The 25,193-nt window shown below is 34.9% G+C and carries 30 protein-coding genes and 2 pseudogenes; 7 read left to right on the top strand and 25 right to left on the bottom strand.

From position 1 onward, the window contains the following. Positions 1-68: 68 nt before the first annotated feature. Together KI369_RS16025 and KI369_RS16030 are read right to left on the bottom strand one after the other, a co-directional pair. Positions 69-308 (bottom strand): DUF896 domain-containing protein, encoded by a 240-nt coding sequence (locus KI369_RS16025; RefSeq protein WP_000948566.1) that lies wholly within the window; start codon positions 306-308, stop codon positions 69-71. A 45-nt stretch (positions 309-353) separates the two neighbouring features. After that, entirely contained in the window at positions 354-1,010 is a 657-nt protein-coding gene (locus tag KI369_RS16030) for a YneB family resolvase-like protein (protein ID WP_134188427.1), read from the bottom strand. A gap of 141 nt (positions 1,011-1,151) precedes the next feature. On the opposite strand from KI369_RS16030, the gene lexA reads away from it, so the two are divergent. Next, entirely contained in the window at positions 1,152-1,772 is a 621-nt protein-coding gene (lexA, locus tag KI369_RS16035) for a transcriptional repressor LexA (protein ID WP_140970889.1), read from the top strand. 87 nt (positions 1,773-1,859) lie between these two features. Here the strand turns inward: lexA and KI369_RS16040 are convergent, their stop codons facing one another. Genes KI369_RS16040 through KI369_RS16050 form a run of 3 tightly spaced genes read right to left on the bottom strand, consistent with a single transcriptional unit; the run spans position 1,860 to position 3,525 of the window. Continuing rightward, a complete protein-coding gene (locus tag KI369_RS16040) occupies positions 1,860-2,666 on the bottom strand; it encodes a DUF4097 family beta strand repeat-containing protein (RefSeq protein WP_212956599.1) in 807 nt (268 codons plus the stop codon). After that, positions 2,667-3,209, bottom strand: coding sequence for a DUF1700 domain-containing protein (locus KI369_RS16045; RefSeq protein WP_212956600.1), 543 nt, complete (start codon positions 3,207-3,209; stop codon positions 2,667-2,669). Next, on the bottom strand, positions 3,202-3,525 hold the full coding sequence (locus tag KI369_RS16050) for a PadR family transcriptional regulator (RefSeq protein ID WP_001102620.1): 324 nt from the start codon (positions 3,523-3,525) through the stop codon (positions 3,202-3,204). The genes KI369_RS16045 and KI369_RS16050 overlap by 8 nt, the downstream gene beginning before the upstream one ends. A gap of 361 nt (positions 3,526-3,886) precedes the next feature. On the opposite strand from KI369_RS16050, the pseudogene KI369_RS16055 reads away from it, so the two are divergent. The 6 genes and pseudogenes from KI369_RS16055 to KI369_RS16080 form a co-directional block, all read left to right on the top strand. Next, positions 3,887-4,222 (top strand): annotated as a pseudogene (locus tag KI369_RS16055) (tyrosine-type recombinase/integrase); the annotation flags it as partial. Positions 4,223-4,724: 502 nt separating this feature from the next. Continuing rightward, on the top strand, positions 4,725-5,558 hold the full coding sequence (locus tag KI369_RS16060) for a helix-turn-helix domain-containing protein (RefSeq protein ID WP_212956601.1): 834 nt from the start codon (positions 4,725-4,727) through the stop codon (positions 5,556-5,558). A 93-nt stretch (positions 5,559-5,651) separates the two neighbouring features. Beyond that, a pseudogene (locus KI369_RS16065) lies at positions 5,652-5,897 on the top strand (LexA family protein); the annotation flags it as partial. Then, complete coding sequence (locus tag KI369_RS16070; RefSeq protein WP_212956602.1) at positions 5,875-6,132, top strand: hypothetical protein; 258 nt, start codon at positions 5,875-5,877, stop codon at positions 6,130-6,132. The pseudogene KI369_RS16065 and the gene KI369_RS16070, both read left to right, overlap by 23 nt. Positions 6,133-6,206: 74 nt before the next feature. Then, positions 6,207-6,539, top strand: coding sequence for a hypothetical protein (locus KI369_RS16075; protein WP_212956603.1), 333 nt, complete (start codon positions 6,207-6,209; stop codon positions 6,537-6,539). Positions 6,540-6,556: 17 nt separating this feature from the next. Continuing rightward, positions 6,557-6,760 (top strand): hypothetical protein, encoded by a 204-nt coding sequence (locus tag KI369_RS16080; RefSeq protein ID WP_212956604.1) that lies wholly within the window; start codon positions 6,557-6,559, stop codon positions 6,758-6,760. Positions 6,761-6,804: 44 nt separating this feature from the next. Here the strand turns inward: KI369_RS16080 and KI369_RS16085 are convergent, their stop codons facing one another. From KI369_RS16085 to KI369_RS16180, 20 genes are all read right to left on the bottom strand, one after another. Then, positions 6,805-7,845: an N-acetylmuramoyl-L-alanine amidase gene (locus KI369_RS16085; RefSeq protein WP_212956605.1), complete on the bottom strand. Its 1,041-nt coding sequence runs from the start codon at positions 7,843-7,845 to the stop codon at positions 6,805-6,807. Next, positions 7,842-8,051, bottom strand: a complete 210-nt coding sequence (locus KI369_RS16090; protein ID WP_212956606.1) for a hypothetical protein — start codon at positions 8,049-8,051, stop codon at positions 7,842-7,844. Before KI369_RS16090 ends, KI369_RS16085 begins: the two co-directional genes overlap by 4 nt. A 3-nt stretch (positions 8,052-8,054) precedes the next feature. Beyond that, the gene (locus tag KI369_RS16095; RefSeq protein ID WP_212956607.1) at positions 8,055-8,264 is read right to left on the bottom strand and encodes a hemolysin XhlA family protein; all 210 of its coding nucleotides are present in this window, start codon (positions 8,262-8,264) and stop codon (positions 8,055-8,057) included. 54 nt (positions 8,265-8,318) lie between these two features. Continuing rightward, on the bottom strand, positions 8,319-9,335 hold the full coding sequence (locus tag KI369_RS16100) for an acyltransferase family protein (protein WP_212956608.1): 1,017 nt from the start codon (positions 9,333-9,335) through the stop codon (positions 8,319-8,321). A 9-nt stretch (positions 9,336-9,344) separates the two neighbouring features. After that, the gene (locus KI369_RS16105; RefSeq protein WP_212956609.1) at positions 9,345-11,174 is read right to left on the bottom strand and encodes a hypothetical protein; all 1,830 of its coding nucleotides are present in this window, start codon (positions 11,172-11,174) and stop codon (positions 9,345-9,347) included. 1 nt (position 11,175) lies between these two features. After that, positions 11,176-12,705 (bottom strand): phage tail spike protein, encoded by a 1,530-nt coding sequence (locus KI369_RS16110; protein ID WP_212956610.1) that lies wholly within the window; start codon positions 12,703-12,705, stop codon positions 11,176-11,178. After that, complete coding sequence (locus KI369_RS16115) at positions 12,705-13,421, bottom strand: phage tail protein (protein WP_212956611.1); 717 nt, start codon at positions 13,419-13,421, stop codon at positions 12,705-12,707. Before KI369_RS16115 ends, KI369_RS16110 begins: the two co-directional genes overlap by 1 nt. After that, on the bottom strand, positions 13,422-16,934 hold the full coding sequence (locus tag KI369_RS16120) for a phage tail tape measure protein (protein ID WP_212956612.1): 3,513 nt from the start codon (positions 16,932-16,934) through the stop codon (positions 13,422-13,424). 243 nt (positions 16,935-17,177) lie between these two features. Next, positions 17,178-17,564 carry a hypothetical protein gene (locus KI369_RS16125; protein WP_212956613.1) on the bottom strand — a complete coding sequence of 129 codons (387 nt, stop codon included), beginning with the start codon at positions 17,562-17,564 and terminating at the stop codon, positions 17,178-17,180. A gap of 10 nt (positions 17,565-17,574) precedes the next feature. Then, positions 17,575-18,204: a major tail protein gene (locus KI369_RS16130; RefSeq protein WP_212956614.1), complete on the bottom strand. Its 630-nt coding sequence runs from the start codon at positions 18,202-18,204 to the stop codon at positions 17,575-17,577. Between the two features lie 5 nt (positions 18,205-18,209). Then, the gene (locus KI369_RS16135) at positions 18,210-18,593 is read right to left on the bottom strand and encodes an HK97-gp10 family putative phage morphogenesis protein (RefSeq protein ID WP_212956615.1); all 384 of its coding nucleotides are present in this window, start codon (positions 18,591-18,593) and stop codon (positions 18,210-18,212) included. Further along, positions 18,593-18,922 (bottom strand): hypothetical protein, encoded by a 330-nt coding sequence (locus KI369_RS16140; protein WP_212956616.1) that lies wholly within the window; start codon positions 18,920-18,922, stop codon positions 18,593-18,595. Before KI369_RS16140 ends, KI369_RS16135 begins: the two co-directional genes overlap by 1 nt. Further along, positions 18,912-19,244 (bottom strand): head-tail adaptor protein, encoded by a 333-nt coding sequence (locus tag KI369_RS16145; protein WP_212956617.1) that lies wholly within the window; start codon positions 19,242-19,244, stop codon positions 18,912-18,914. Before KI369_RS16145 ends, KI369_RS16140 begins: the two co-directional genes overlap by 11 nt. Next, a complete protein-coding gene (locus KI369_RS16150) occupies positions 19,222-19,482 on the bottom strand; it encodes a head-tail connector protein (protein WP_212956618.1) in 261 nt (86 codons plus the stop codon). The genes KI369_RS16145 and KI369_RS16150 overlap by 23 nt, the downstream gene beginning before the upstream one ends. Position 19,483: 1 nt before the next feature. Continuing rightward, entirely contained in the window at positions 19,484-20,785 is a 1,302-nt protein-coding gene (locus KI369_RS16155) for a phage major capsid protein (protein ID WP_212956619.1), read from the bottom strand. Position 20,786: 1 nt separating this feature from the next. Continuing rightward, complete coding sequence (locus KI369_RS16160) at positions 20,787-21,368, bottom strand: HK97 family phage prohead protease (RefSeq protein WP_212956620.1); 582 nt, start codon at positions 21,366-21,368, stop codon at positions 20,787-20,789. Then, on the bottom strand, positions 21,358-22,542 hold the full coding sequence (locus KI369_RS16165) for a phage portal protein (RefSeq protein WP_212956621.1): 1,185 nt from the start codon (positions 22,540-22,542) through the stop codon (positions 21,358-21,360). Before KI369_RS16165 ends, KI369_RS16160 begins: the two co-directional genes overlap by 11 nt. A gap of 63 nt (positions 22,543-22,605) precedes the next feature. Then, positions 22,606-22,980, bottom strand: coding sequence for a hypothetical protein (locus KI369_RS16170; protein ID WP_212956622.1), 375 nt, complete (start codon positions 22,978-22,980; stop codon positions 22,606-22,608). Between the two features lie 41 nt (positions 22,981-23,021). After that, positions 23,022-24,746, bottom strand: a complete 1,725-nt coding sequence (locus KI369_RS16175) for a terminase large subunit (protein ID WP_212956623.1) — start codon at positions 24,744-24,746, stop codon at positions 23,022-23,024. Continuing rightward, a complete protein-coding gene (locus tag KI369_RS16180) occupies positions 24,743-25,177 on the bottom strand; it encodes a P27 family phage terminase small subunit (protein ID WP_212956624.1) in 435 nt (144 codons plus the stop codon). Before KI369_RS16180 ends, KI369_RS16175 begins: the two co-directional genes overlap by 4 nt. Positions 25,178-25,193 lie beyond the last annotated feature (16 nt).

The raw sequence follows: 25,193 nt of genomic DNA on the forward strand, positions 1-25,193 counted from the left end.
TTAATAACAACTGGAAAGTTATTAAATAACGGATATAATAAATAAAAAAGATGGGCTTCGCCCATCTTTTAGTTTAATTTTGCATTCTCTTGCTTTTTTAAAGCTTTTAATTTCGCCGGTGTAACATCAGTGCCTTGTTCGTTAACAACTTTAATTCCTTTAAGTTCGTTTAACATATTTTGACGAAATCCTTTTAAATATTGTTCACGTAGCGATTGACGCTCACGTTGTTCTTCTTCAGTTAAACCTTCTGCTTTTGCTTTTTTCGCTAAGAAGTTAATGCGTTCAACGAGTTCGTGACTAAGCATCTCGAATCCCCCTTCTAATCAAAACTGATTATTATCATACAATAGTTACTCTTCTTTATCAAGCAATTGCTTTGTATACTCTACATATCTACGATGTACCGTCGCTTTTGAAACATTATGTCCAAAGCCACGAAGCGTCGCTGCAATTTCTTCGAAAGTAAGTTCACTTTTGCGCAAACGTACAATTTCCTCAATCGGTACTTCTTTCTTCTCTCGTCCTACACTTAAATGACGATTCTTTAAATTGTTTTCTGGACGATAACCTTTTTCTACTGCTCGTTGCATACCACGTTTAATTTTTAAGTTATGAATCTTTCTTTGGTACTCTTCAACAATACCGATAATATCTAATACCATCGAATCAGAATCCGACAATTGCAATTCCCCATTATGCGTATGCGTGTAGACTTTTATTCCTTCTTTATGTAAACAGTGCATTAATGCAATCTTTGCATTTCCCCTACCAAGGCGCGTTTCATCTTGTATGAGTAGCACATCAATTTGTTCGTCTCGAATTGTATCTAGTACTTCTAATATACCGTCACGTTCAATTGTATATCCACTCGCCTGTTCTTCAATCACCTTAGCAACATTCATTTGATAGCGCTCCGCTAAATGCAATAATTCATCTTTTTGACGTAATAATGATGTTTCTTGCGCTTCTTTCGTTGTACTCACACGTGCATAAATAATTGCATTCATTATGAACCCCTCTTTCTCACTATTATTTCCCTCCAGTGTAACATAAATTCGCCTTTTGTTCGAACTTATGTTTGTAGAATGTTTTTTCGCATGTTATACTTATAAATAAGAAAAATGAAAGAAAACGAGGTGTTAGAAAACATGGAAAAGTTAACGAAACGCCAGCAAGACATTCTCGACTTTATTAAGCTAAAAGTACAAGAAAAAGGATATCCACCTTCCGTACGTGAAATCGGTCAAGCAGTCGGCCTCGCTTCTAGTTCTACAGTGCACGGACATTTATCAAGATTAGAAGAAAAAGGATACATTCGACGCGATCCAACAAAACCACGAGCAATTGAAATTTTAGGTGACGATCGAATGGATACGGAAACACAATCTGTTATCCAAGTTCCAATTGTCGGAAAAGTTACTGCTGGATTACCTATTACAGCAGTGGAAAGTGTAGAAGATCACTTCCCACTTCCAGCTAGCATTGTTGCTGGAGCAGACCAAGTGTTTATGTTACGTATTTCTGGAGATAGTATGATTGAAGCCGGTATTTTCGATGGAGATTTAGTTGTTGTTCGTCAACAACAGTCTGCATATAACGGTGAAATTGTAGTCGCTTTAACAGAAGATAACGAAGCAACTGTTAAACGTTTCTATAAAGAAAAAGACCATTTCCGTCTACAACCGGAAAACTCTTCATTAGAACCTATCATTTTAAAACAAGTGTCAGTTATCGGAAAAGTAATTGGCGTATATCGTGATTTACATTAATAATAATAAAAGAAGATAATTACCTTATTTATATACGGTAATTATCTTCTTTTTTGTATTTTGATAGATTTTCATACATTCTATTTGTTATGAACGTGTTTCAATCGACACATCACCAGCAGCTGTTTTACCGCTAATCTTTTTACTACCATTACCAATTGTTATATTATTATTTTCTACATTAAAAATTGTTACGTCGCCAGCAGCGCTTTGCCCAGTAATAACTGCATCTTGTGGTTTTTCCAATAAAGTAATATCTACATCCCCAGCAGTTGAGCTTACCTCTACATCATACTTAGGATCATGATTCATAACATATACATCCCCACTAGCCGTTTTCACTGTTACTTTCCCTATTACCTTATTAAAATTCACCTCACCAGCTTTTGTAGATCCCTCCACACTCTTAGCTATGACATGTTTCAAATCTACTTCTCCAGCGAGTGTTCCAACACTTACGCGATCACTTTTCACATCACTCATTTCGATTTGTCCAGCGGATGAATTTACTTTTATCTCTTGGTAAGAACGTTCTGGTACCAATATAGTCACTGTCGACGTTTGAAACTTGAAATTGTAAAAAGAAAAATCAAATGAAGCACCTTTTTCTCTTTCCCCAATAATTTTTAACGTGTCACCATCTTCAGCAATACGAACCTCGTGTTTACGTACATCTCCTGTTTGCTTTACATAAAAAGAAGAGTCAGGAGATTTTTTGACAACAATATCCCCAGCATCTAACTTAACTTCTATACTTTTTAATGTTTCGTTTTTAATAACGTCTTCTTTGTTTCCTTTTTCTGCAGTTTGTACTGCTTTTTTATATGTTTGTGAAATCCCTATTATTCCAATAATGATACAAGCGATAGCTACTAACAATATTTTCTTCATCATCTACTCCCCTTTTATCATTTTGAAGTTCCATACTACATAACGTACACATAACCTTTTAAACCACTTCGTACTATAATAAGCAATTATACATAACAACAAACCTACTCCAACAAACGTTATACTAACGAATAAATCCAACCATATAAAAGTACCCATAAATATTTTTGCGATAACGAAAAATGGTGCCACTACACTAGCGATCCCACCGACCCAAAAGGAAAATATAAACGCGATAATGGCAACTAACGGGCCTAATACAATAATGAAATTAAACAAACTAAGTCCAATCGCTGCCATAACAGCCCTTGTTATATTCGAAGTAGATGGGTCCTTTTTCATTTCATCAAATCGATACAAAGCAAGTAAATCTTTCGCAATTACTTTCGGCGAGCCAAGACCCTTTATTATTTCCGATTCAGTTTTCCCCTCTTCTTTCCCAAACTGAAAATGCTCTTCATAATCAAATAAAATATCTTTCCTCTCTTCTTCCGGTAACTTTCTAAGATGATTTGATAATTCTTTAAGAAACTGCTCTTTACTCATCCCATTCCACCCCTTCAATAATTTCTTGTACGCCTTTTGCAAAATCACGCCACTCTGTTACTAACAAATTCAGTTGCGTTTCCCCTTGCTCCGTTAGTTGATAATATTTACGAGGCGGCCCCTCCGTAGATTCTTTCAAATACGTTTGAAAATATCCTTCTTTCGTTAAACGACGTAATAAAGGATACACTGACCCTTCCGATATTAAAAATTTATTTGAGATTTGCTGAACAAGTTCATAACCGTAACAATCCTTACGTTTCACAAGTGCCAACACACACAGCTCTAACACGCCTTTTTTAAACTGAACGTTCAAGTGCAATCCCCCTTTCTCATTTCAGTACTGTTCAATACACGGTACCTTCCTTATCCATAATATACCACTTAGTATTGTTTATTGCAAGGTACTGTATTTTTCAACACTCAATTTTCTCATTACATACATCCGCTCCACGAAACAATCAGCATAACACATATTCCAATCTCCACATTTTCATTCATAGCTAGCACGCATTTTAAATAATCCTCATGATTTTGTTCGGGCGTTTTGCGGGCACCCATCCAATTCATTTCACAAACCTCTATATTATCTACAAATAAAAAAAGCCTTGATACTGATATTTCCCCCTTTTCTATTGTTTACTTTATAAGGTCGAAAATTTGGTATTACTGCTGGAAATGCTAATAAGCTTGTTTTACAAGGTGCGTCTGAGCATGAATTAGATTTAGTCTTTTCAAGAGTAGATGGAAAGTTCTTACCGAGGTCAACATTGTTCAATGCATTCTCACGCATACTTAAGAACGCAAATTTACCTAGATTAGAAATACATTCATTACGACACACCCACGCGGTTCTTTTATTAGAGTCTGGTGCCAGTATGAAATACATTCAAGATAGGCTAGGTCATAAGAGTATAGAAATTACTTCCAACGTTTATTCTCATATTAGCGACAAAATTAATAAGGATTCTATTTCGGGGTTTGAAGCTTATATGAATAATGTATTGGGGTAACTTTGATTTTTTTGTGGGTGTTTTGTGGGTGAATTACTCTTCTTTCAAATAAAAGTGTTTTACCCACAAAATAAAAAAACCCTCAACACGTTGTGTGTCAAGGGTTTGAGCCTCTTAGTACAGAGACATATACTGATCGCGTTCCCATTGGTGAACTTGCGTGCGGAACAAATTTCAGGATATCAATTCAAATCAAATTTATTAGAAAGCGTTAATTTATCAGCCTTTTGTATATCCGATAAATCAAAACACTCCAAAATGCACCATGTAAAATCGGGCGTTTTTCGGGTGATTATCGGGCGTTTTTAAATCTAAAACAAAAGAGCACAGCGTGTATATAAAGTGCTACCAACACTCTATATACCGTCCGCCTACTCTAACTAGGCAAACACTTGCTGTACTCTTACGAACTATTTTACAGTACGTAAGGGCTCCTTAGCAACAGTTTGCTTACACCTGGCATTCTGTTGCTTTTTTGTTTATACAAAGGGGCTAATTAATGATGGAAAAGAAACGTATCGATGTTATCGCAACTAAAGAATCCTTCTACAATCTTTCTACATTTAAAGAAGTAGAAGAATTAAACAAAACTGTACGTACATACAGAGACACTATCCGTATGTCTATTAAACGTACTGACGTACAATCAAAACTTATTACATTACTTGAAATTTTAAAGCGCCACAGTTGTAAATATGTAGGTGTTAGTTTCCTATGCAAAAATAGAATTGCTGAAAAGATGGAAGTTTCATATAAGACTGTACAACGTTTAATGAAGAAACTTGTGGATCTAGAGATGGTTAAACAAGTGGCAATGAAACGTACAAAAGATATGCTGCAAACTTCTAATGCTATTATTATTCAACCGATTGTGGAAGAAGTGTCCAACAAGGTAGATACAAAAAGTCCTACAAAGTGTCCTACCATTAAAACAACCCCTGTTTCCTTAAAACAAAATATAAAAGATAAAAACAAACGTAATAGTAATGAGAATAGCAATACTCCTGAAGAGAATATTGAACAAGCTGATTTTGTTGCTCACTGGGTACCACAACGTTTCGTTTCTTTAACTAGCTCTTTCTATTCTGAATCTAAAACAATTCAAGAACTGTGGAAGGTCGTAAGACAGTGCAATACAGTTACAAACTTCTCTACAGGTGATAAAGCATTTGATAAAGACCAGGAGCTTACTATCGGCTTAAATGCTATTAAAGAATTCGTTATGAAAATTAAATCCGGCACAAAAATGAACAAGGGTAAATTCGCTTATTTCAATGGGATTGTAAATAACTTAATGGACAAGTTCTACTTTGATAAAGAGTTTATAGGGATATAATAACTTCGAAAAATACGAACAAGTGTTTGATTTATTCCCAACAACTTGGTATCATATGGTTAGATACTCCATACATAAAGTGAGGTATACACCATGAAACCATTAACAAGTAGACAAGCTGAAATTTTAACTTTTATCCAAGAAAAGGTCATAGAAAACGGATTCCCTCCCACTGTTAGAGAAATCTGTAAAGCGACCGGACTTGCTTCTAGTTCCACAGTACATGGGCATTTAATGCACTTAGAAGAAAAAGGTTATATTCAGCGAGATCCATCTAAACCTCGTACAATTAAAATTTTAAAAGGAGGATTTAAACATGATTACCAATCCAGTAGCATTTGAAAAGGACAAATTGATTAGGAATATTTATTCGAAACAAAAAGGTATTGCAGCTTTATTATTAAAGCATGAAAATCGTCAAGAGGTTGCACACCTCATTTACAAATGGCATTCTCATAAAAACTTTTTTATCCAAAACGCCGCTATTACAAATATACCTTTAGATGAACTTAAAGAAAGACATAAGCAAGTTACTCAATTACTTGAGCAAGTAGAGTTATATACAACCCAGTAAACATTGATAAATAATCCCAATATCTCCAAACTTTGATATGATGATGTTGTTATTATATATCAGGAGGTTATTTCATGAGTTATGATACTGTAGCATCGCTACAACGTATGAATCAATTAGAACAAGCGGAAGCTGCCGCTGGAAAACGTTTATTATTAAAACGAGTAACTCCTAAAGTAGATATTATTATTTTAGTTATTACTTTTCTTTTAGCTGTTCCAACACTTACACTTTCAATTTGGATATGGGCCACTTATTTTTCAATCAAGGAATTTACGCTGAAAACATATTTAGTGAAAAACGTTGCAACTGGTGAACAATTCTATGTAGAGAAACAAGACTTCAAACAATATAAGAGAAGTTTAAAGAATAAGGAAAAACAAGTTAGAAAAATATCTGATTTATAATAAAAGGAGAAAAATCAATGAATGCAAAATTACAAGACCGTCAGTTAAAATATGCGCTTAAAAAATGTATTATTCCTAACAAAAAGTTTGATCCAAATGACTTTAGAACACAAGAAGAGCTTAATGATTACAATGAAGGGTTGAAAAAATATCTTAATCTTTCTGAAGAGGAACATATGGAATTATCCCTTGCAATACATAATGGTACTTACGAACTGTAATAAAAAAAGCCGACTCAATTAAGAGCCGGCCCTTTTTATGCTTACTATTTAATTTTTACATAATAAGAACTAGCTGTAATATAGAACATATTACCTCTACTATTCTTCACTTTATATTGAGGTGAGCCTTCCACAGATACTTTATCAATGATTGTAAATCCTAATCCTGTATCAACTGTACCTGCTGCATAGCTTGTATTCCATGTTGGACGATTATAGTAATTTAAACTATTAACCTTTGATTCTACTCTTTTACCGACAACAGGCGCATCTTGTCCACTGTTATATCGAATGTAGGATGAATCATAATAAATCCATTGGTTTCCTCCAAGATTCAACCAATTCCCTAGCTTACCCCAAACTTTATATGATTCACCTTTTTGTAGTTTACGGATAACATTATTGCTTGTGGATGGACCAGACCGAAGGTTAACATTTTGACCATCAATATAAGCCACTCCGTTTGTTTCTAACATACTTTCAGATGGTTGTGCTTCCACAGTGACAGAATGACCGTTATACGCCTTTAAAACATCCGCACGGAATTGTGCTTCTGATACACCATGACTCTTAAGATATTGTAATGGGTCCTCATGATCTGTACCACCAAGTTTGTATGTAATATCTTTATGAGTCCACAATCCAACACTTGGATGGATATTTCTATCCTTTAAAATTTTAGCAAGTAACTTTACATATCTTTCATATGATTTCTTAAATTTAATAGGGTCACTTGTTTCAGATAATTCCACATGAACAAAGCGTTTGTTAGCAGCTGGGCCAGCTCCCCATGCTTGATATTTAGTAGAAGCAATTTGAATTGTTTCATCCCAATCCGTTGCATAATGAACGAATGCACTACGCCATGTTCGAGCTTCATAGTTTCTAATATTAATAGCCGGAGCTTCTGGAGTTGCAGTGGAATGTGCAACAACACCTTCATATACTCCATATCCATTACGGTATTCAACTTTTGGTAGTCCTGGAATAATCATTTCTCTATCTGCAAAAACACTTGCTACAGAAGTTAATGTAATCATGGCTGCCATCGAAATTGATACTAAAATTTTAATAGATGTTTTCATTTGTCATCTTCCCCTTTTTCCTCATGATCAGTCCAAATACCCATTGCGATTCCAAATAAATAGACTGCCTTTTGAATCATGTCTAATTTCCCCTCAAACCCTGTAATGCCAAATGCTGATAAAACTAATCCAGCGCATGAAAAAAGCGCAACCCAAGTTTTCCAGTTACGCAAACGCCTTTTAATATTTTCTTTTGTAAGCGGCATTCCTTACACACCACCTTTTAATAACAATCCAATTAATGCTGTTATAATGGCACCAATGATGATTCGAAGAATCCATGTAGTATTAGCACTGATTTTTTCAATACTTTCTTCTATCTTTATTACTTTGCTTTCTACAACTGCAAGACGTACTTCCATGTTCTGAACCTGTAATTTATTTACTTCACAATCCTTGCATTTCTCCACTTTTCTCATCCCCTTTACAAAATAAAAAGAGAGCGTTGTTCGCCCTCTTCTTAATACGTATTTTTAAATTCTATTACTTAATAATGCCCCTCTTATATTTACTATCTTTTTATTTTTTAGACTCAGTGCCTTTCCCTCTACAAATCTCCAAGATAAATATGAGCAAAGTATAATAATGGGCAGTGAATATATAAAATTACCCAAGGAATTTAAATGAAAATATTGAGTTAATACTTGTTGTATAGGAAAACTGTATATATATATCCCATAAGATAAATCACCGTATTTATTAATATTAATGACTCTCTCCTTACGGAAGCTCGCATACATAATTATATAAGTACCAAACAAAGAAAATATTGAATTAAAATTCCCAAAGACTATCCCTACCATTAAACAGGTTAGGGCTGTCATCAGATAGAATTTTGAAAACCTGATTTTGTCTTTATACATATAAACGAACATACCTGATAAAAAGCATGCAAAAAGATCAAAATTATAATTTGGAAAATCAAAAAAACTTAATAAAAAAAATATCATGTATATTACTAATACATTTTTAAGATTAAGTAATTTAATTGTCCCTAAAGCCAATACAATAAAATAACATACTACTTCCCATTCTAATGTCCATAATGATCCATTAACTTCGTTTCCTAACGGGTTTAACTGAAATACTCCTGGTAATTCAAATTGAATTGGAAAGATGAAAATAGATAGCAAATACTTATATGTATCTGTATTAGTAAAATAATCTCTCGTATCTAAGGTAGTAGCTATTGAACCTAAAAACATGGTCATGATTACTACTATTACAAGTGCAGGAACAATTCTTAAAAGACGTGATTTCACAAAAAGAATTACACTTGGATGTCTCAGATAGCTCATGGTGATTAAATAGCCGCTTATAACAAAAAAGGTCATAACCCCGACATGCCCTAGTGTGGTTTGTCCATTTGAAATCATATATAATGGTTCATTATCATTATTTCCACTTGTTATAGCAAATGAGTGAGAGAATACAACTAAAATAGCGGCCATAATTCTTATTAAATCAAAATTATTATTCTTCCAATCCATATTGATTCCTCACTTCCCAATACCTAGAACTTGACCATCCCAATCAATTACCATTTTTCTCATACGGCCTGAACCATCGATTGTTTGCATTCCTCCTACTTTACATAACTTTACGCTTCCATCACCTATTCCTAATTTCGATCTATCTCCTCTAATTAACCATGCTTTTCCAACAGCTGAATACAATTGAATAAATCCATAAAAAACGCCGCTAACCACCAAAAGATATCCGGCATTTTCATTATCAGGACCATCTCCTCCAAAATTGAACGAAGGTTCTCTACTTGGATCTAATTTAATCCAAGTAGAATTATTACTTGAATCATAATCCGCTGACAAGACTGTTCCACCTCTAAGAGAAAACATTTCTTCAATGGCATTAGAGTTAAAGTTTAGCAAGGTCTTATCACCAATATTTTTACTTTCAATCGTCGGACGAGTAGTATCTGTAAGTAAACCAGAGTATGGAATATCTATTTTTACATTTTTAATGTTATTTCCTTTCTTAAATCGTACGAAATCAAAAATTGTGTAAAAGTCATTATTTTCAATAGTCAAACCCGAAATCCAACCGTCGAATGATGCACCACATGAATAATGCATGTTATCCAAAGGCTTCCAAATATTAGATGCGACTCTTATTCCATATGATGGTTCGAAAGCATTTACTTTAAGTAATCCGTACGTTTCTTCTGAATAATTATTACTAAAATCAAGGGATCCATTAGCAAAACCGCCACTATTGTATAAGTTTATTACACAACCAAAAATTATATCCTCTTCATTCATTGGCTTTGGTCTTTCTAAATCAGAAGGCTCGCCATTGTGCTCAAAGCTAGTTCTATGGATAATAACCCCTCTTCCTAATATATCTGCATATATACCATGGCTTTCATTTCTTGTAATAAATGAGTCTTGAATATTAAGTAGATTAGTTTCCCCTGTGTAAGTACCTGCTTTTTTACTTATATATATACCGTTCATTCCATTTTGCGTAATCGTTGTTTTTCTGATAGACGCAGCTATAGTTCCAAAGGGACATTTAATTCCGTAGTCTTTAAAACCAGATATTATACAATTATATAAATCGATTCTTTGTTCAAATGGATCGGCCGAAGTTGTCTCAATTCCACTTCCAGAATTGGCTCTTAAATTCCCAAGGAGACCAATATTTTCAGCTATCAATCCTCGATTAAATATAGAAATATTTGAATCAGTAGTAATTATTGAGCCTTTACAGAGCCATAGATAATCTTTATATCCATCCTTCACACTCCACGGTCTAGTATAATCCCAATTTAACATTGGAATAAAAGGGGTACCTACTCCCACTAGCTTTATTCCTTTCGTGTCAATTGATTGAAGTACATGATATAGTTTATTAGGGAGTCTAATTTCAGTAACATCATTATTAATACAATATGTAATAGCCCTTTTAAACCTTGGACTATCATCTTGTTCTCCTGCCAACCTTGGGAACTCCTCGATATTAATTCCAGTTGAACGACTAATTACTTGCATTCTTTTATTTGCATCAATTAATTGAGACTCTAACGCATCTGCCCTCTTCCCTGCAGTTACATACGATTGACCAGTGTTGCTACTTGTTCTAAAATCAACCATTTCACTAATAGATGGATTTTCATTCGTCATATTTGCAATTTGATCATCGTATTTTTTTTCTAAAACAGACTGTTTTTCCTTTGTCTCATTTGATAAAATTGTCGCCATCTCAGTTTCTTTATTAATTTCTTCTAAACCGTCTGCCAATGAAGATCGAACATCTTTTCCGTAGATGGCAGTTTTAATAGTCTTGATTAATTCATTTATACGTGCCACATCATCCGCCCCCTGTTCCTTCCTCCAAATAGGCTACACGATTATCCAGTGATTGTAAATCAGATTGTATTTTTTTCATTACCCCATCATTTTCCGTAATGTCATTCTCCATTCTTGATATTTTTTTCTCAATTTCTATTACGTTATTAACATTTGTTTCAAGTCCACTTTGAAGTTCTAGAAAATTTTCTGATGTAGGGAGGCTTATTATTTTCCCAGTAATTTCTTTTAATGTTTTCTCTAAGTCTAATATAGATTTAGTAACCCCTTGCAAATCTGCATTTTCAATAGATTCCTTAATCACTTTTAATTCTTCTTCCGCTTCGCTTAAGCTAATCGATAAAGTACTAATATTGGACATTTGCCTTGAAACTGTATATTGTAGGTCTACTATTTGCTGAGTTGATTTATTAAAGTCATTTTGATATTGATTTAATGTTTTAAATTTATCTCCAATCGTCAACCCAGCTCCTTGTGGACTATTAATATCCAAAGACTTTCCAACCACACGTAAACTTTCATCAATACCCATAATCGGATTTTTTACAGGGTAAGAATTACCCACTTCAAATGAATCAATATCTAAGTTTAGTAAAAATAAATCCAATGCACTAATCTTGTATTGAACATGAGCTATTTTTTGATTTTTTAACCATTCTCTTCCTTTGGTTAGTAAATTACTAGCGACAGTTACATCATCCCATGTGACAGAACCTCCCTGAATTCCGAACTCTTTAATAAGTGCTGGATCATCTATATATTCAGCACCATTCGTTAATTCTTTTATCGTTACACGTGCCTGTGAAGCATCGGTTGCTTGCTCATCATCACTTTTCACACGAGCACCTAAAGGTGTTAAACGTGTAATAATCTTAGTTGGATCTATATCACATGACATACTAAGTAAATTCTTTGCAATTCGGATCTCTGTATTTCTATCTTCACCTATTCGTTCTAATAAATCTAAAAAACGAACTCCATTTACTTTTCTAATCTGAAGTTCGCCCCCTAAATTATCTAATAGTTTTTCTTTAATGGTATCAAATGTATCTTTTTCAGCTGATAAATATAAGTACAGGTTATTAGTCGAATTGGTTACAGTAACCCTGCCGATTTCAAATCTTTTATATTCTTCTACTTGTACATTATGATACTGAATAATTTGTGAGAATAACTCATACGGCGTCCCACGAAACTCTAAATGTTTTTGCACCGAGTCATGTAAATAGCCAAGTTCCCCTTCACACACATAAGAATCACTATGTAATCCACTGTTATCCATGTTCTTACTTGGCCCTAATACACGGCCTTCAAATTCATATTTACCTGTTTTCGTATTGAATACATTTATAAGCGTTCGTAATGGTCTTATTTTATTAAACCCAGGGCTATTCATATAAAAATTAAAATTAAACGAATCTATCAGGTTAATTTCCTTTTTTATTGCTCCTGAAGATAATTTCAATCCGTCCACATTAGGGCTATGAATCATCGTTTCAACCCCATCATTAATAATTGAAACTTTGTACATTAAATCACCTCCTTATAAAAACGAAACGAAATTTTACCAAAACCATTAATTCTAAAAGTATTTTCTCCTGTTTTAAGTACAAAATCATTATCCTTTGTAATTCCAGGTGACACGAAATAGGAAGATCCATCTTTCATAATTTCCATTCGACTTGATGAAGTAATCTCTGGTACAACATTAGGTACGCCGCTGTTTATTAATGCAACACTCAACGTACCACTCACTTGAAAATCAGTTGTTTGCGCTACATCTAGCTCAAAATTAAATATATCCCAAATATCATTACCTTCATTTACTTCTGCAATCATAAAAGGATACGCTCGAAATGTAGCGGTTAAAGTTCCTGTTTCCCAATCATCCTGTATATCTGCTGCACTCTCTACTTCAGCTAAAAAATAATAACCAGGAATTGTATCATCATAAAGTTTTTTACGACCATCAGTATTCATGAGCCAATTAATTAACTTAGTTTTTTCAACTTGCATTGCTTGTGGAGTATAATTACCTCTTCTTACAACATTGAATTGATATTTCAATTCTCTCGGACTATATGTTTGTGAACCATACAATTCACTAAAATCATATTCCACATTTGAAAATGGAATTTGTACAACTATCTTTTCCTTCGACGGAAAGCCTATATCCCTTTCAGCTGGCATAGTATAACCCATGTCATTATATGAATGTTTCCCATCAAATTTAATACCATATAACATCTATGCCAGCCCCCTTTCTATTTTCCTAATTCGAACGCCACCCTCATGATCTGTATAATCACCGGTGATTTGAGCAAACGTTCTTCCATCAACTTGTAAAATAATTGGACGATCATTACTTTGTTGTGGCATCGTAGATGCAATTCCTTTACCAATTGCACCAAGCGTTTTCTCGTTTAAAGGTAAAACACCTTCTGGTCCAGCTTCGCCTGCACCTTGATAACGCCCATCATTCATCCCAAAGATAGTAGGACGAGTGAAAATACCACCTTTAGCACGCCATTGTACATTAATACCAGAGGGATAAGAGATTTCTTTACCTGCAATTGTTTTAGAACTAGTTTCTAGACTAAAGTGTGGCATTTTCGGCATTTCAGGTTTAGGGATTTTAAGCTTCAGATTATCAAAGAACCCTTTGATTTTATCAATGAATCCCTTGACCCCATCAACAGCCTCTCTTATCGGATCCATAATAAACCGTTTTGCAGCTTCAAATTTTTCTTGTGCAGCATTTTTCACTGAATCAAATTTTTCTCTTGCTGAATTATATAAATCCGTAAATTTTTGCTTAGCTGAATTGTAAGCTTCTGTTACTGGATTAATTACGTATTGTTTCACTAAATTCCAAGCCGTAAGCGTGTAGGATTTTATAGATTCCCAATTTGATAATATCCAGTTAGCTAAATCTGCAAGTTTTTGCTTCGTTGTATTCCACAATTCCTGAACCGGTTGAATGACATACTGCTTTACCAAAAGCCACGCTGCAAGTGTATAGGATTTCGCTGTTTCCCACTGTGAATTCAACCAAGAAATCAAATCGGTGAATTTTTCTTTTACTAAAGTCCAAGTTTCCTGGACTGGTTGAATAATATATTGTTTAAATAAAGACCAGCCAATTTGCGCGGCTAACTTCGCAAATTCCCATTGTTGACTTAACCAATTTACCAATTCACCGATTTTTACACTTACCCAATCATAAGCATCCCGAATCGGTTGAATTATATATTGAGATATAGCAGCCCACGCGATTTGTGCACCTGCTTGTATTAATAGCCATCCTGCTTCAAGAACTGTAGAAATTAACGAAATAATTGGATCTAGGTATGTAAAAATAGATTGCCAAGTATCTACCCATTTCTGGAACAGTTGCATAAAAAATTCAGATGCCGTCTGAACAAGATTCGACCACCAAGAAGAGGCTGTTTCCACTACAGAAGATAACCATTCCGATGTACTGTCCACAAGAGAGGACCACCATCCTGTCACTGTTTCAACAAGAGATGACAGCCATTCTGACGCGCCGTCTACAATTTCCGACCATAAATCTACAAAGAATTGAATCAACGGATCTAGATAACTATGAGCCGTTTCTAAAAAAGATGACAAAGCTTCTGAAAAGTACTCAATTGTGGAAGATAAAGCATCTTGACATGACTTGACTATATCTGACCACAAATCACCAAACCATGAGGAGAATTGGGACCACTTTTTAGAAAGCCAATCAGTTATAGCACCCCAATTTTTTATCACCAATACAAGTGCTGTAATCCACACTATGGCTGCCATAACAACTGCAATAATTGGTAGTAGCGCGGCATCTAGTGCCATAAATGAAACAGCTAACGCTGCAATAATTGGTGTCAAAATTAGAAATGCTGTTCCTAATACACCTAAAACCGTAATAAACTGCTGAATCGGTTCTGGTAATTTAGTAAACCAGTCAGATACCTTTTTTATCCCATCAACTACTTTTGGCAACACTTCTTTTGCTATATCGGCTAGTACTTTTCCTATTGGTTCCAGTGCTGTTTGTGTTTCCCTTAATGCTTTTTGGAACTGTTGACCCAGTGATTCTTCTTGGATCTTTTTCATTTCATCCATACGGCCGTTTACATCACCAAGACCGCCATTTACATCATTAAGCCCCAATACAGCAGCGGCGCCCATGTCTTCCCATTTTGTACCGAATAAAGCTACACCAATCTGATTGGCTTTTACCTTATCATCCATGTTTTGAAGGTCGCCTAATACAGCATTAAATACATCCGCTGCGGTTCCTTTTCCTTCATTGAATGATTCCCATACTTTTTGAGTGTCTTCTGATAAATCACCAAACCCATCAGATACCCCCTTAGATCCATCTTGTACTCGAATACCAAATTCCTTTACAAGGTCATTGATGTAATCAAGATTGTATGAACCATCTCGAGTTCCATTCGCAAGGATGGTGAACATCTCATCCACACTAAAACCAGCTTGCTTGAATAAAGGAGCGTACTCGCTCAAGTTATCAAATAATTCATCTGAGTAATTCAAGCCATTCTGTGCACCTGCAGCAAGATAATCAAATGCTTCTTGTGTGGATAGACCGAATTGAGACATTAATTGCCCTGCTCCACGGGTTGCTTCATTTAAGTCAACATCATATAACTTTGCAAGTGTTATAACATTCTCGGATGCACCTTGTAATTCCTCATATGGAACATCACGCATATTTTGATAGACTTTGATTAGTGCATTATCGACCTCTTCAAGACTTTCACCAAATCCCTTTTTCCACACTTCTTTCGAAATCTTCCCGAGATTCTCTGCGCCTTTTTGAGTTAGCCCTAATGAAGCTTGTATCTTTCTTTGAGATCTATCAAAATCTACAGTAAGTCCTCCAAGTAACTTTCCTAATCCAATTAACTGTTGAGACATACCCTCTAATATCTGAGTAGCTTCCAACATATTGTGCAAATCCATCTTCTGACCTAATTCAGCCATACCATCAGCAGCTTGCGAACCACTTCGTCCAACATCTTGTAATGAATTCTCAAATTGCTTCAATGTAGTTTTAGCTTGATTTAATTTGGTCTCAAGTTGCTGTACTTCTGTAGAATTCTCACCATAAACACGCTTAGCTGCACTTAATTGTTGTTCTAAATTGTGGACGACTCTATCCGTCATTTCCATTTGCTTACTTAACTGTTTCTGTGCTAATTCCAACTTATCTGCTTCACTAGCATTTGCTCCTAGCTCGGCATTTTGAAGTTTAAATGAGCTTGTTAAACGCTTTTGTTCAGCTTCTAATTTCTTAGAATCCTCTTGCAAATCACCTAAAGTTCCACGTGCTTCTCGTGCTTCAATTGCTTGCTCTGAAAGACCTTCATTCACTCGTTTCATTGCGGTATTAAGAGTAGTTTCAGCACGTTCCGCATCTAGCAATTTACCGTACATTTTATTAAGCTGTTCGGCTGTCGTATTTGTATCCTTAGACATCGCTTGGTATTCATTTCTTAACATTTCAGTACGCTTTTTAGCGGCTTCCATTTGAATTTCTAATTTTTTCTTTTCAGCTGCTAATTTATCTGTTGCAGTTGCATCTTGTCCCATAGCGGCAATATGGTTTTTATATTCCTTTGCTGCGTTGTTCATGACCATATTAATTTGCTTTAATGTCTGAGCGTACTGAACTTGTCCATCCATTTTAAAATTAAGAACGACGTTTCTTTCTTTATTATTTCCTGCCATTTTCTCACCTCATTTCTTAATAAAATGGAGTTTGATCTAACGTATAGATTTGTTTCGGCTTCTTCTCAACTAACGAATCTGGACTGTTGTATCGGAGATGCATGATGTATTGCTTTAAAAAATGATTAGGAGTGATTTTCCAAAAGTCATCCATACTTAAACCAAGCAACGTATTACTGACATAAAAATAAAAATCCCAATCCAATTCGGACTGAGATTCATTATTTTTATTCAGTATGTTTTTTACTTTTTTTCTTGCTTCAGTTTCTCCATATCAGAATGTTGGAAGTTTTGATCGTTGAAAATTTCGAATACTACTTGAAAAACACCAGGTACATCATAAAGGGGAATGGCATTTTTAATTTCAGTCGGTGTACACTCTGTTCCGCCACTTCGCACCATCGCATAAATTAAAGAACGCATCAACTTAGCTTCATGTTCTCCTAAACTGAATTCCTTTTTCTCCACCATTTCATTCATTTCTTTTTCGAACTCATGATATGGTTTCCCATAAGATTCTTCCACATAAGGGAATGATTCGAATGTAAAAATAACAGGGATTTCAACACCCTGTATTTTAATTTTACTAAGATTGATTTCAACGTTTACTAAATCACTTAAACGTGCCATAATATCCCTCCTATTGTCCTGTTCCTGTGCCTAATGTAGCTAATTGAGATTCATCACAAATAACTTGTTTTAAGAAATCTTCTACTTTAATACCTTTAGCATCTGCGGAACCAGTATCTAATTCAGCCATCGTAGTATCATTGTATAGTAGTGGATCAGCGGTAATTTGATAAGCGATGTCGTCCACAGTCATTTCTTCATTTTGTGTTTTCCAAGATTCCTCTACTGGAGCCACTGTACATTTTGGATACCAACGTACAAGTTTCGTTCCATCATTAAGTGGGAATGGAAGACCAACTGCGAATTTTGGATATTCCCTAGCTTTTGCTGTTTCAAAAGAAACACCTTTCGTACGTGTTTTCCCAAAAATTTTATCTTTAACCTCACGATTCAAACCAGCAAGGTTAAACGCTAATCCAAACGCTGTATTTTTTACGATATTGATAATCTTTTTGTTAGATGCCCATTTCGTAAAGTTTGTAGATGTAGTAGAAATCGTCACATCCGAAATATTCGTTTGTTTATAAATATCTTCCTCATAAGTAGGAAGTGCATCTGGTGTTTCAGCTCCCGCCATCATGCATAGATACAGCTCTTCAACACCTACGGTATATTGAATCTCTTTATTTACAACTGTCATTTCTATCATCCTCCCATTTTGCTTACTATTTTTTGAGATAGAATTTCTGCTATCTTGTCACCTTCTGCATCAAAGGTGTTCTGCACAAAGTGTTTTCCCTTCACACGACCTTTACCACTTACTTTTTTATGGCCGTTTTCGTATAGGTACCAATACCAAGCTTCATCTTCAAATTCCACAGATACAAGATCATTTTTCACAACGACTTTCAAACTTTCTCTTAAATGAGTTTTCTTGTTTTTATTGGATAATTTAATTTTGGGTTTTAATTTGCTGATGAAATATTCTGCTGCCTCTTCTAAAAATTGCTTTTCTACCTTTTGGTTAACCCTGAGTAATGTATTAATATCTTCCAAAGCATCAGCAAAACCATTATTATTTGAAGCCATTATTGAATACACCTCACATACGTTATAAACTGCGTTATGGTGTCATCATTCTCGTCATAACCCATTCCATCAAATTGAGAATAGGACACGCCTGCTTCGTTAAAAACAGCCTTTAACGGTTCGTAATCTTTTTCAGTTCCATTTGTGATAACGGCAATCTGATAAAGAGGCATCGATTTTAAAACTTTATTAGAAGCTCGTTTATGTTGTTCATTCACAAATTCATACACAATGTAAGGATAGTTTGTATTAGTAGGAGCACTATCACGAGATACTGGAATACCAGATTTCTGCATAAGACTTCGCAACTGCTCAAAACTAATTTGCATAAGACATTGACACCTCCATCAATCGGTCTTCTTCTTTCACATAAATACGTTCAATATCATAGATACGGCCACCAACTTTTACACGGTAGTCCTTTTGATTGTTTTCAATGTCGCGATCAATACGGACTTCAATCTTCTTTACAATTTCATTCGTATCTTTTGTTGTAAATTTATCAGTGGCCGTAACTCCAATATTGTTATATTTCATGTTACGAACTTTCGGATATCCCATCACAACACGGTCTGTTTTCGGATCAATGGTCTCACCTAGTTTAAGTAGCTCACCCATCCATTTGAGTTTATTTGTCTGTCTCTTCAGCATCATAAACCTCCTGGATAAAGAAAGGTGTCATTGCATCCAGTGCCTGACCTAATTCTTTTTCAGCTACACGATATTCATAAAAAATACCTGCACACATAATGACCAGGTATTCTACTTCTCTTCCACATGCTTTCTTTACATATCGTTGACCTTGCTGAATATAAAAAGAGAGCATGGTTTCATCCATCCCCTCTTCCCAATGAATATGAGATTTTAATTTCTCAATTAATTCATCCATATTAAGCTCCAGTTGTTGCTTTTAAAATATACTTATAAACTGGATTTTCGAATGGTGAATGAATTAGTTGTGCATCTAGTAAGTTCCAAATACGGAAACCTACACGGTTTGTACGTGAATATAACTCAACTAATTTTTGCACTTCTAATGAGCCAATGACATCTTGAATGTAGAATTTAGAGAAATCACCAAAGTAGAAAACTGGCGTATCTGGTTCGCCTGGAATGTCAATCGCATCTTCTACATCAACAGGGAATCCTAATAATGTATAGCCAATTCCACCCTCTGCTTGATTAAATGGACGAAGTAATGGGAAACCGTCATCCGTTTTCATTGTTTCAATTTTTGTAAGTGCCGCTGTATTTAATACCCATCGTGCATTTTTTCGCACTTCTTTAACAGGTGTATTTTTCATTTTTACCAATGCATCATAAAGATTTTTCTCATCAGTTTTAAATTCAACTGCTTTCTTCGCCAATGCACCATCATTGATGTTATTAGCTTCATCACCATTAACCATATATTGAGTTTCTTTACGAACATAAGCTTTCTTTAACTCGTCCATAACAATTTGTTCAATTGGTAAACCTGTACGTGCCAATAACTTTTTCGTTACTGTAGCAAGCGCATCAAATTCTGTTGGAGATAGTTCAATCTCATCGAATTCGATATCTGTTTCTGGAATTTCATTATTTGTTCGCTCATTTTTATGACCCTGAGCTTCAGCCTTTTTCACTAAAACAGGATACTTAATGTTTTCCTTTGTTTTTACCCCTGTTCCTAATCGACGTAAGAAGTTTTCTTCTTGGGCATACGTAATAATTTCTTTACTTAAGAAATCTGGAATCGTAACTGAACCATTACCAGTAACTAACCCTAATGCACGGGCTTCTTTTTCATCAATATTACCTACAATGTAGTTAGCAAATATGGAACGAATTTCTGTTTCTTTATTTGCACGATGACCTTTAGTAGAAAGAGCTGCTGCGATAGATGCTGAAATAGCTGAACGTTGCTCTTCTGACAGTTCAGTTTTTACATCCGGATTTTCTTTTGCTGCTGGATCTTCTTTTTTCTCTGGGTCCTCTTCTTTCTTTTTGTCTGGATCTTCTTTTTCTTTCTCTTCTAATTTTGCTAATTCATCGCTGATAGTTTGGACTTCTTTTGTTAATACCTCTACTTCTGCTTTAATCGCTGCTAATTCTTCTGAACGAACTTCATTTTTCTCTACTTTTCCTTGCAATTCTGCTAATCGAGATTTAGCTCTTGTTAAAGATGCGTTTAAGATTTCTTTTAAATTCATGTTAATTTTCCCCCAAGACTTTTTTTATTTGTTTAATAATGTCGTTTCTTTCTTCTGTATCATCATCCACAACTGTTTTCACAGCTGCTTCTTCACTTCTCATTTCAATCATGGCTGTATTTTCGCCCCTGGTTTCAATGGAAGTTGCAACATAGGCTGGTGTCATATCTAGAATTGAAACTTCTAAAAGCTCTAGTTCTTCAATAGAACGTTTTTGAACACCAGACTCGCCCTCTTCCCATGAATCTTTTTCAGAAACAAAACCAAATGACCAACCACGCAATTCTTTATTCCTTGCTTTCTCAATCACTTGTTCATCTGTAACTGTAGCAATGGCCCTTAAACCAATATTATCTTCATACAATTCCAAATTTCCACTTTCAATAGAGCCAAGCTTTCTAGTTTTATTGTGGTTAAAAAGCAAGTCCACATTCTTCGCTTTCTTTAACGCTTTTTCAAACGCCTTAGGGACAATTCTCTCTTTGAAATATCCCCTCGGAGAAGGCAACATCCGACTTTCTCTGTCCACAACATTTACATAGCCATCAAGTATGACTTGATTCCCTCGGACCTCAATCTTCATTCTCTTCACCTCCTCCCAATGAACCATCACTCGCTTCTTTCTTACCGATTTCAGTTAAATCATTTGAAATATAAATAGATTGTGATTCCTTTGTATTTTGTTTAGGGAATCCAAGCATATCAGCGACATTATCAGGCGAAGTAATAGCGGTACGTACCAAGTTGTAACCAATATTCGTCTTATTGCTATAAGTAACAAAATCAAGAATGTTAATCTTGAATTTAATTCGTTTCTCTGAATTTTGGCCATAAAAAAGAAGACTCAAATGGTCTTCAAAATTTTTCATTATTGGTCTAACTGCTTTGTTGTGGATATACATCATTGATTTCTCAATATCTTCTTTGATTAGCTCTGTGTATGTATCCACGTTTATGCCTAAATACTTACCTAAATCCTTTTTATATACATTTAGGTATGCTAAGGTCTTTTCGTCGTCTAACGGGCTCTTAAGCGTATCAATTGAGTACCCTTTTCCAAGCGGAATCATTTTAACTGACCTTGCATCATCAATCGATTCTAGTTGATCTAAAATTGCATTGATTAATTTTGACTGCGCACCATTCTGTGGATTGATATGAGCATCCAATTTTAACAAGAATGCTAATAACCCACCCTTTTTATATTTGTCAGTTAAAGTTTTTTCGGCTGACATAACACCCTCAAGTGTATCTCTCCCTAATTCAAGAAGACCTTTTCCTCTTAAATGATCCGCACCAATATTTTTTACATGTCGAATCATAAATGGAGGAACTTCGTGACCACCAATATTAAAATGCTCTACTAAATTATCATCTAACTCTGTAAAAACATTTGAAGCTAAATGTATTTGAGCACCATTTAATATCGGGAATGTTTCTCCCTCGAGTAAATAGGTATTCGTCATTAATTTAATGAACTCAGATTGTGTTAGATAATTGTTAGGATTCCTTAAGATTTGAAGTGCAATATCATCTGTAATTTCATTTCCAAATTCATCCTCCACAACGATGTCTGCTAGTACCATTTGATTACTGATATCTTGTAGCAATTCGTAAACATCGCTAGATTGTAAGATATTTGAATCTGTTACATATACACCGCCATAACGAATGCTCTTTCCTAAAACATCATCAAGGTAACCGCGCTTTTCCGCCTTTTTAAATAAATAATTTGAAAACCTATCCCTTAAACCCAATTTCTCACCACCTTTCACAAGTATATAAAAAGCCACGATATTTTTATCGTGACTTAAGTTGATTTATTTTTCTTTATACTTTCGAACACTAACGTATTCCTCTGAATCTTCAACAGAAAATTTTTCCCCAAAAATAGTAGTAGAATTCCCACTACTATAAGTATTCTGCGGAGAAATCTTTTTGATTCCCTCAAAAACTTCTGGATTAATAACTATTTCCGGCTTAGCTTTAGGGTTTTTATTCATAAATTCCTCTAACGCATCTTTAATTTCTTGAAAAATATCAGCTGTAATATTTTCTTTCTTTTTATCTAGTAATTGTTTCCTTAATTTTTTGGCTTTCTCAATTTCTTCTTTACGTTTCTTTTCATCATTAATTTTTTTATCAACAACATATCTTTGTTGGCCAGATAAATGGCGTGTACTGTGATTAAACATTTCTTATGTACCTCCTAAAATTTTATACCTAAATTATACCATTATCTATAAATATCATTTAAGTATTTTTCATATTCATCTTGTGGTACTTCATCTTCCATCATGTTCAATGTTTCTTTATGGCCAATTAACATAGCTACAAAGCCATCAATATGCTCCGGTGATTTACGTTTCGATGGTGTTTTTAAATTATTTATATTTGTTATTACTTTTGCGTTACTTGCACAAAAAATAAGTAAGGGATTGTCCGTTATGATTCTCTCCTGAAGCAATAGTATTTCGAAATCATCAAATGGCTCATTCATATGAGTGGGATACTGTGGAACTTCCACACATTGAATACCTAACATCTCCCATTTCTCTACAAGCTTTTCAGCAAGCGCTGGATCATAGTTTATTTGACGCAAATCAAAGTTCTCGAATACCCATTCCACATATTGATTTACCATTTCCTCATCAACTGTTTTCCCAGGGCAAATTGTGACGAAACCTTTTTCAGCTAAGGCACGATAAGGAACATTTCTTTGCTGCTCTTTATCTTCAATTCCAAACTCAGGAATAAAATACATTTGTTTTACTTTTAATAATGAAATGCCATCATCATTGAACGTTGGGATATTTATTGATACGCAAGTTAAATCGGTACGCCTTGATAAATCCACTCCGACAACACAAGTTAACCCTTCCACATCTTTTAAATAATCCACGAGCATTTTATCCAATTGGTCTTTATCGAAATACGTTTCAGCATAATTAACGAACACATCTAAATGCTTTGATAAGAACTCAGCCTTATTAAAACTATTATTTTGAGCTTCTTTAAATGCATTTTCAAGAAATTCCATGTTAACTGATACATCCATATTTGGATTAACCATCCGCCAAACGTCACGATTCTCCCAATCAAACTTTTTATTCGGTTCATAGATCAGCATGAACCAAGAATCATCACTATCCTTATCCAAAACTTCTTTTGCATAGGTATAAATTTGAGTTCCGAGCGAGCCGGTATTCTTCCCTGCTGTGGAAGTGATGATGTTGAGTGGTTCTTCCTGGGCAATTTGTGCTGAACGTAAGTTATCGTATTGTTCACGGTCCATTTGAGCATGGACTTCATCAAAATAATTGATATACGGGTTTTTACCTTCATTACCAGCGTTATCTTTCGTAAGAACCTTGATTACATTTGCATATTTAATATCGTCTTCCACAAATGTATATTTAATTGACTTGATCGTATCTTCTTTACCTTTATAGATACGCGTATCCGGACGTAAATCAGGACTATTTTCAATCGTTAAGGCAATTGGCCCGGCTGCATTTTGACATTGTTCAAAAGTATTAGCGGAAATATAACAATCAGCGCCTTTTACACCTTCTCCGTACATCGCATAAATGACTGGTGAACCGCCCATAATTGTTTTTCCGTTTTTCTTCGGAACCTGCAAATAAGCCGTACGAATTACTCGCACCGCTTTACCATCTTCATTGTATTTTTGCCATCCATAGATGTTAGCAAAATAGAACTTTTGCCAAGACTCTAAAATTAATGGCTGCCCTGCCCATTTTCCTTTTGCATGTTTTAAGAATGTTTCTGTGAAATAAATCATGGCATTTGCTTTTTCAACATCGAACCAAATATCTTTTCGTTTCTTCCATTTCTTATATCGTTTGATTGCTAACTTAATAGAATCAGGATACAAGTGCGGGGCTGCATCTACTTCAGAAACGAATATATCTGCATAATTTGTTTCAAAATCAATCATCGATTCAACCTCTGCCTAAACTGCAATAATTTGTTGTCATCAGTAGTCTCCGTGGACTCTTTCTCTGCTTTTCCTTTTTCGAGAAGAACCCCACTTTTTTTAAGTAAATCTTTGTTCTTTCCGTCCAGTCCTAATTGCCCCAAATACTTCGCTTTTTGTTTGGACCAAACTTCTACTTGTTGAGCTAACGGATGCTTTGATTCTTTCACATCACCATTTACATTCTTTGTTTTTTGGACTGTTGGAAAGTTTGAATTCTTCCACAACCCATATTTGACGCTGTATATCTCAACTGCATCAAGATAAATTTCAATCAATGGATCAAGCGCTGGCGAATAAGTTCCGGCTTCAACCAAAACATTCATAATACGCTGCGCTTCTAATTCTTTTTTCTTTTCAGCTTCAATTACGACCTTCGATTTTCTGGCCATTCCTTAAATCACCACC

It is taken from the genome of Bacillus sanguinis (assembly GCF_018332475.1).
GTDB classification, from domain to species: domain Bacteria; phylum Bacillota; class Bacilli; order Bacillales; family Bacillaceae_G; genus Bacillus_A; species Bacillus_A sanguinis.

Coding starts and splice junctions, on each gene's coding strand:
- KI369_RS16155 (WP_212956619.1), bottom strand. CDS start 20,785: ATGAATTTAAAAGAAATCTTAAACGCATCTTTAACAAGAGCTAAATCT.
- KI369_RS16120 (WP_212956612.1), bottom strand. CDS start 16,934: ATGGCAGGAAATAATAAAGAAAGAAACGTCGTTCTTAATTTTAAAATG.
- KI369_RS16040 (WP_212956599.1), bottom strand. CDS start 2,666: ATGATGAAGAAAATATTGTTAGTAGCTATCGCTTGTATCATTATTGGA.
- KI369_RS16085 (WP_212956605.1), bottom strand. CDS start 7,845: ATGAAAACATCTATTAAAATTTTAGTATCAATTTCGATGGCAGCCATG.
- KI369_RS16170 (WP_212956622.1), bottom strand. CDS start 22,980: ATGTTTAATCACAGTACACGCCATTTATCTGGCCAACAAAGATATGTT.
- KI369_RS16090 (WP_212956606.1), bottom strand. CDS start 8,051: ATGCCGCTTACAAAAGAAAATATTAAAAGGCGTTTGCGTAACTGGAAA.
- KI369_RS16025 (WP_000948566.1), bottom strand. CDS start 308: ATGCTTAGTCACGAACTCGTTGAACGCATTAACTTCTTAGCGAAAAAA.
- lexA (WP_140970889.1), top strand. CDS start 1,152: ATGGAAAAGTTAACGAAACGCCAGCAAGACATTCTCGACTTTATTAAG.
- KI369_RS16030 (WP_134188427.1), bottom strand. CDS start 1,010: ATGAATGCAATTATTTATGCACGTGTGAGTACAACGAAAGAAGCGCAA.
- KI369_RS16070 (WP_212956602.1), top strand. CDS start 5,875: ATGATTACCAATCCAGTAGCATTTGAAAAGGACAAATTGATTAGGAAT.
- KI369_RS16095 (WP_212956607.1), bottom strand. CDS start 8,264: ATGAGAAAAGTGGAGAAATGCAAGGATTGTGAAGTAAATAAATTACAG.
- KI369_RS16135 (WP_212956615.1), bottom strand. CDS start 18,593: ATGGCTTCAAATAATAATGGTTTTGCTGATGCTTTGGAAGATATTAAT.
- KI369_RS16145 (WP_212956617.1), bottom strand. CDS start 19,244: ATGCTGAAGAGACAGACAAATAAACTCAAATGGATGGGTGAGCTACTT.
- KI369_RS16060 (WP_212956601.1), top strand. CDS start 4,725: ATGGAAAAGAAACGTATCGATGTTATCGCAACTAAAGAATCCTTCTAC.
- KI369_RS16110 (WP_212956610.1), bottom strand. CDS start 12,705: ATGTACAAAGTTTCAATTATTAATGATGGGGTTGAAACGATGATTCAT.
- KI369_RS16100 (WP_212956608.1), bottom strand. CDS start 9,335: ATGGATTGGAAGAATAATAATTTTGATTTAATAAGAATTATGGCCGCT.
- KI369_RS16160 (WP_212956620.1), bottom strand. CDS start 21,368: ATGAAGATTGAGGTCCGAGGGAATCAAGTCATACTTGATGGCTATGTA.
- KI369_RS16140 (WP_212956616.1), bottom strand. CDS start 18,922: ATGCAAATTAGTTTTGAGCAGTTGCGAAGTCTTATGCAGAAATCTGGT.
- KI369_RS16175 (WP_212956623.1), bottom strand. CDS start 24,746: ATGATTGATTTTGAAACAAATTATGCAGATATATTCGTTTCTGAAGTA.
- KI369_RS16150 (WP_212956618.1), bottom strand. CDS start 19,482: ATGGATGAATTAATTGAGAAATTAAAATCTCATATTCATTGGGAAGAG.
- KI369_RS16130 (WP_212956614.1), bottom strand. CDS start 18,204: ATGACAGTTGTAAATAAAGAGATTCAATATACCGTAGGTGTTGAAGAG.
- KI369_RS16080 (WP_212956604.1), top strand. CDS start 6,557: ATGAATGCAAAATTACAAGACCGTCAGTTAAAATATGCGCTTAAAAAA.
- KI369_RS16180 (WP_212956624.1), bottom strand. CDS start 25,177: ATGGCCAGAAAATCGAAGGTCGTAATTGAAGCTGAAAAGAAAAAAGAA.
- KI369_RS16045 (WP_212956600.1), bottom strand. CDS start 3,209: ATGAGTAAAGAGCAGTTTCTTAAAGAATTATCAAATCATCTTAGAAAG.
- KI369_RS16115 (WP_212956611.1), bottom strand. CDS start 13,421: ATGTTATATGGTATTAAATTTGATGGGAAACATTCATATAATGACATG.
- KI369_RS16125 (WP_212956613.1), bottom strand. CDS start 17,564: ATGGCACGTTTAAGTGATTTAGTAAACGTTGAAATCAATCTTAGTAAA.
- KI369_RS16075 (WP_212956603.1), top strand. CDS start 6,207: ATGAGTTATGATACTGTAGCATCGCTACAACGTATGAATCAATTAGAA.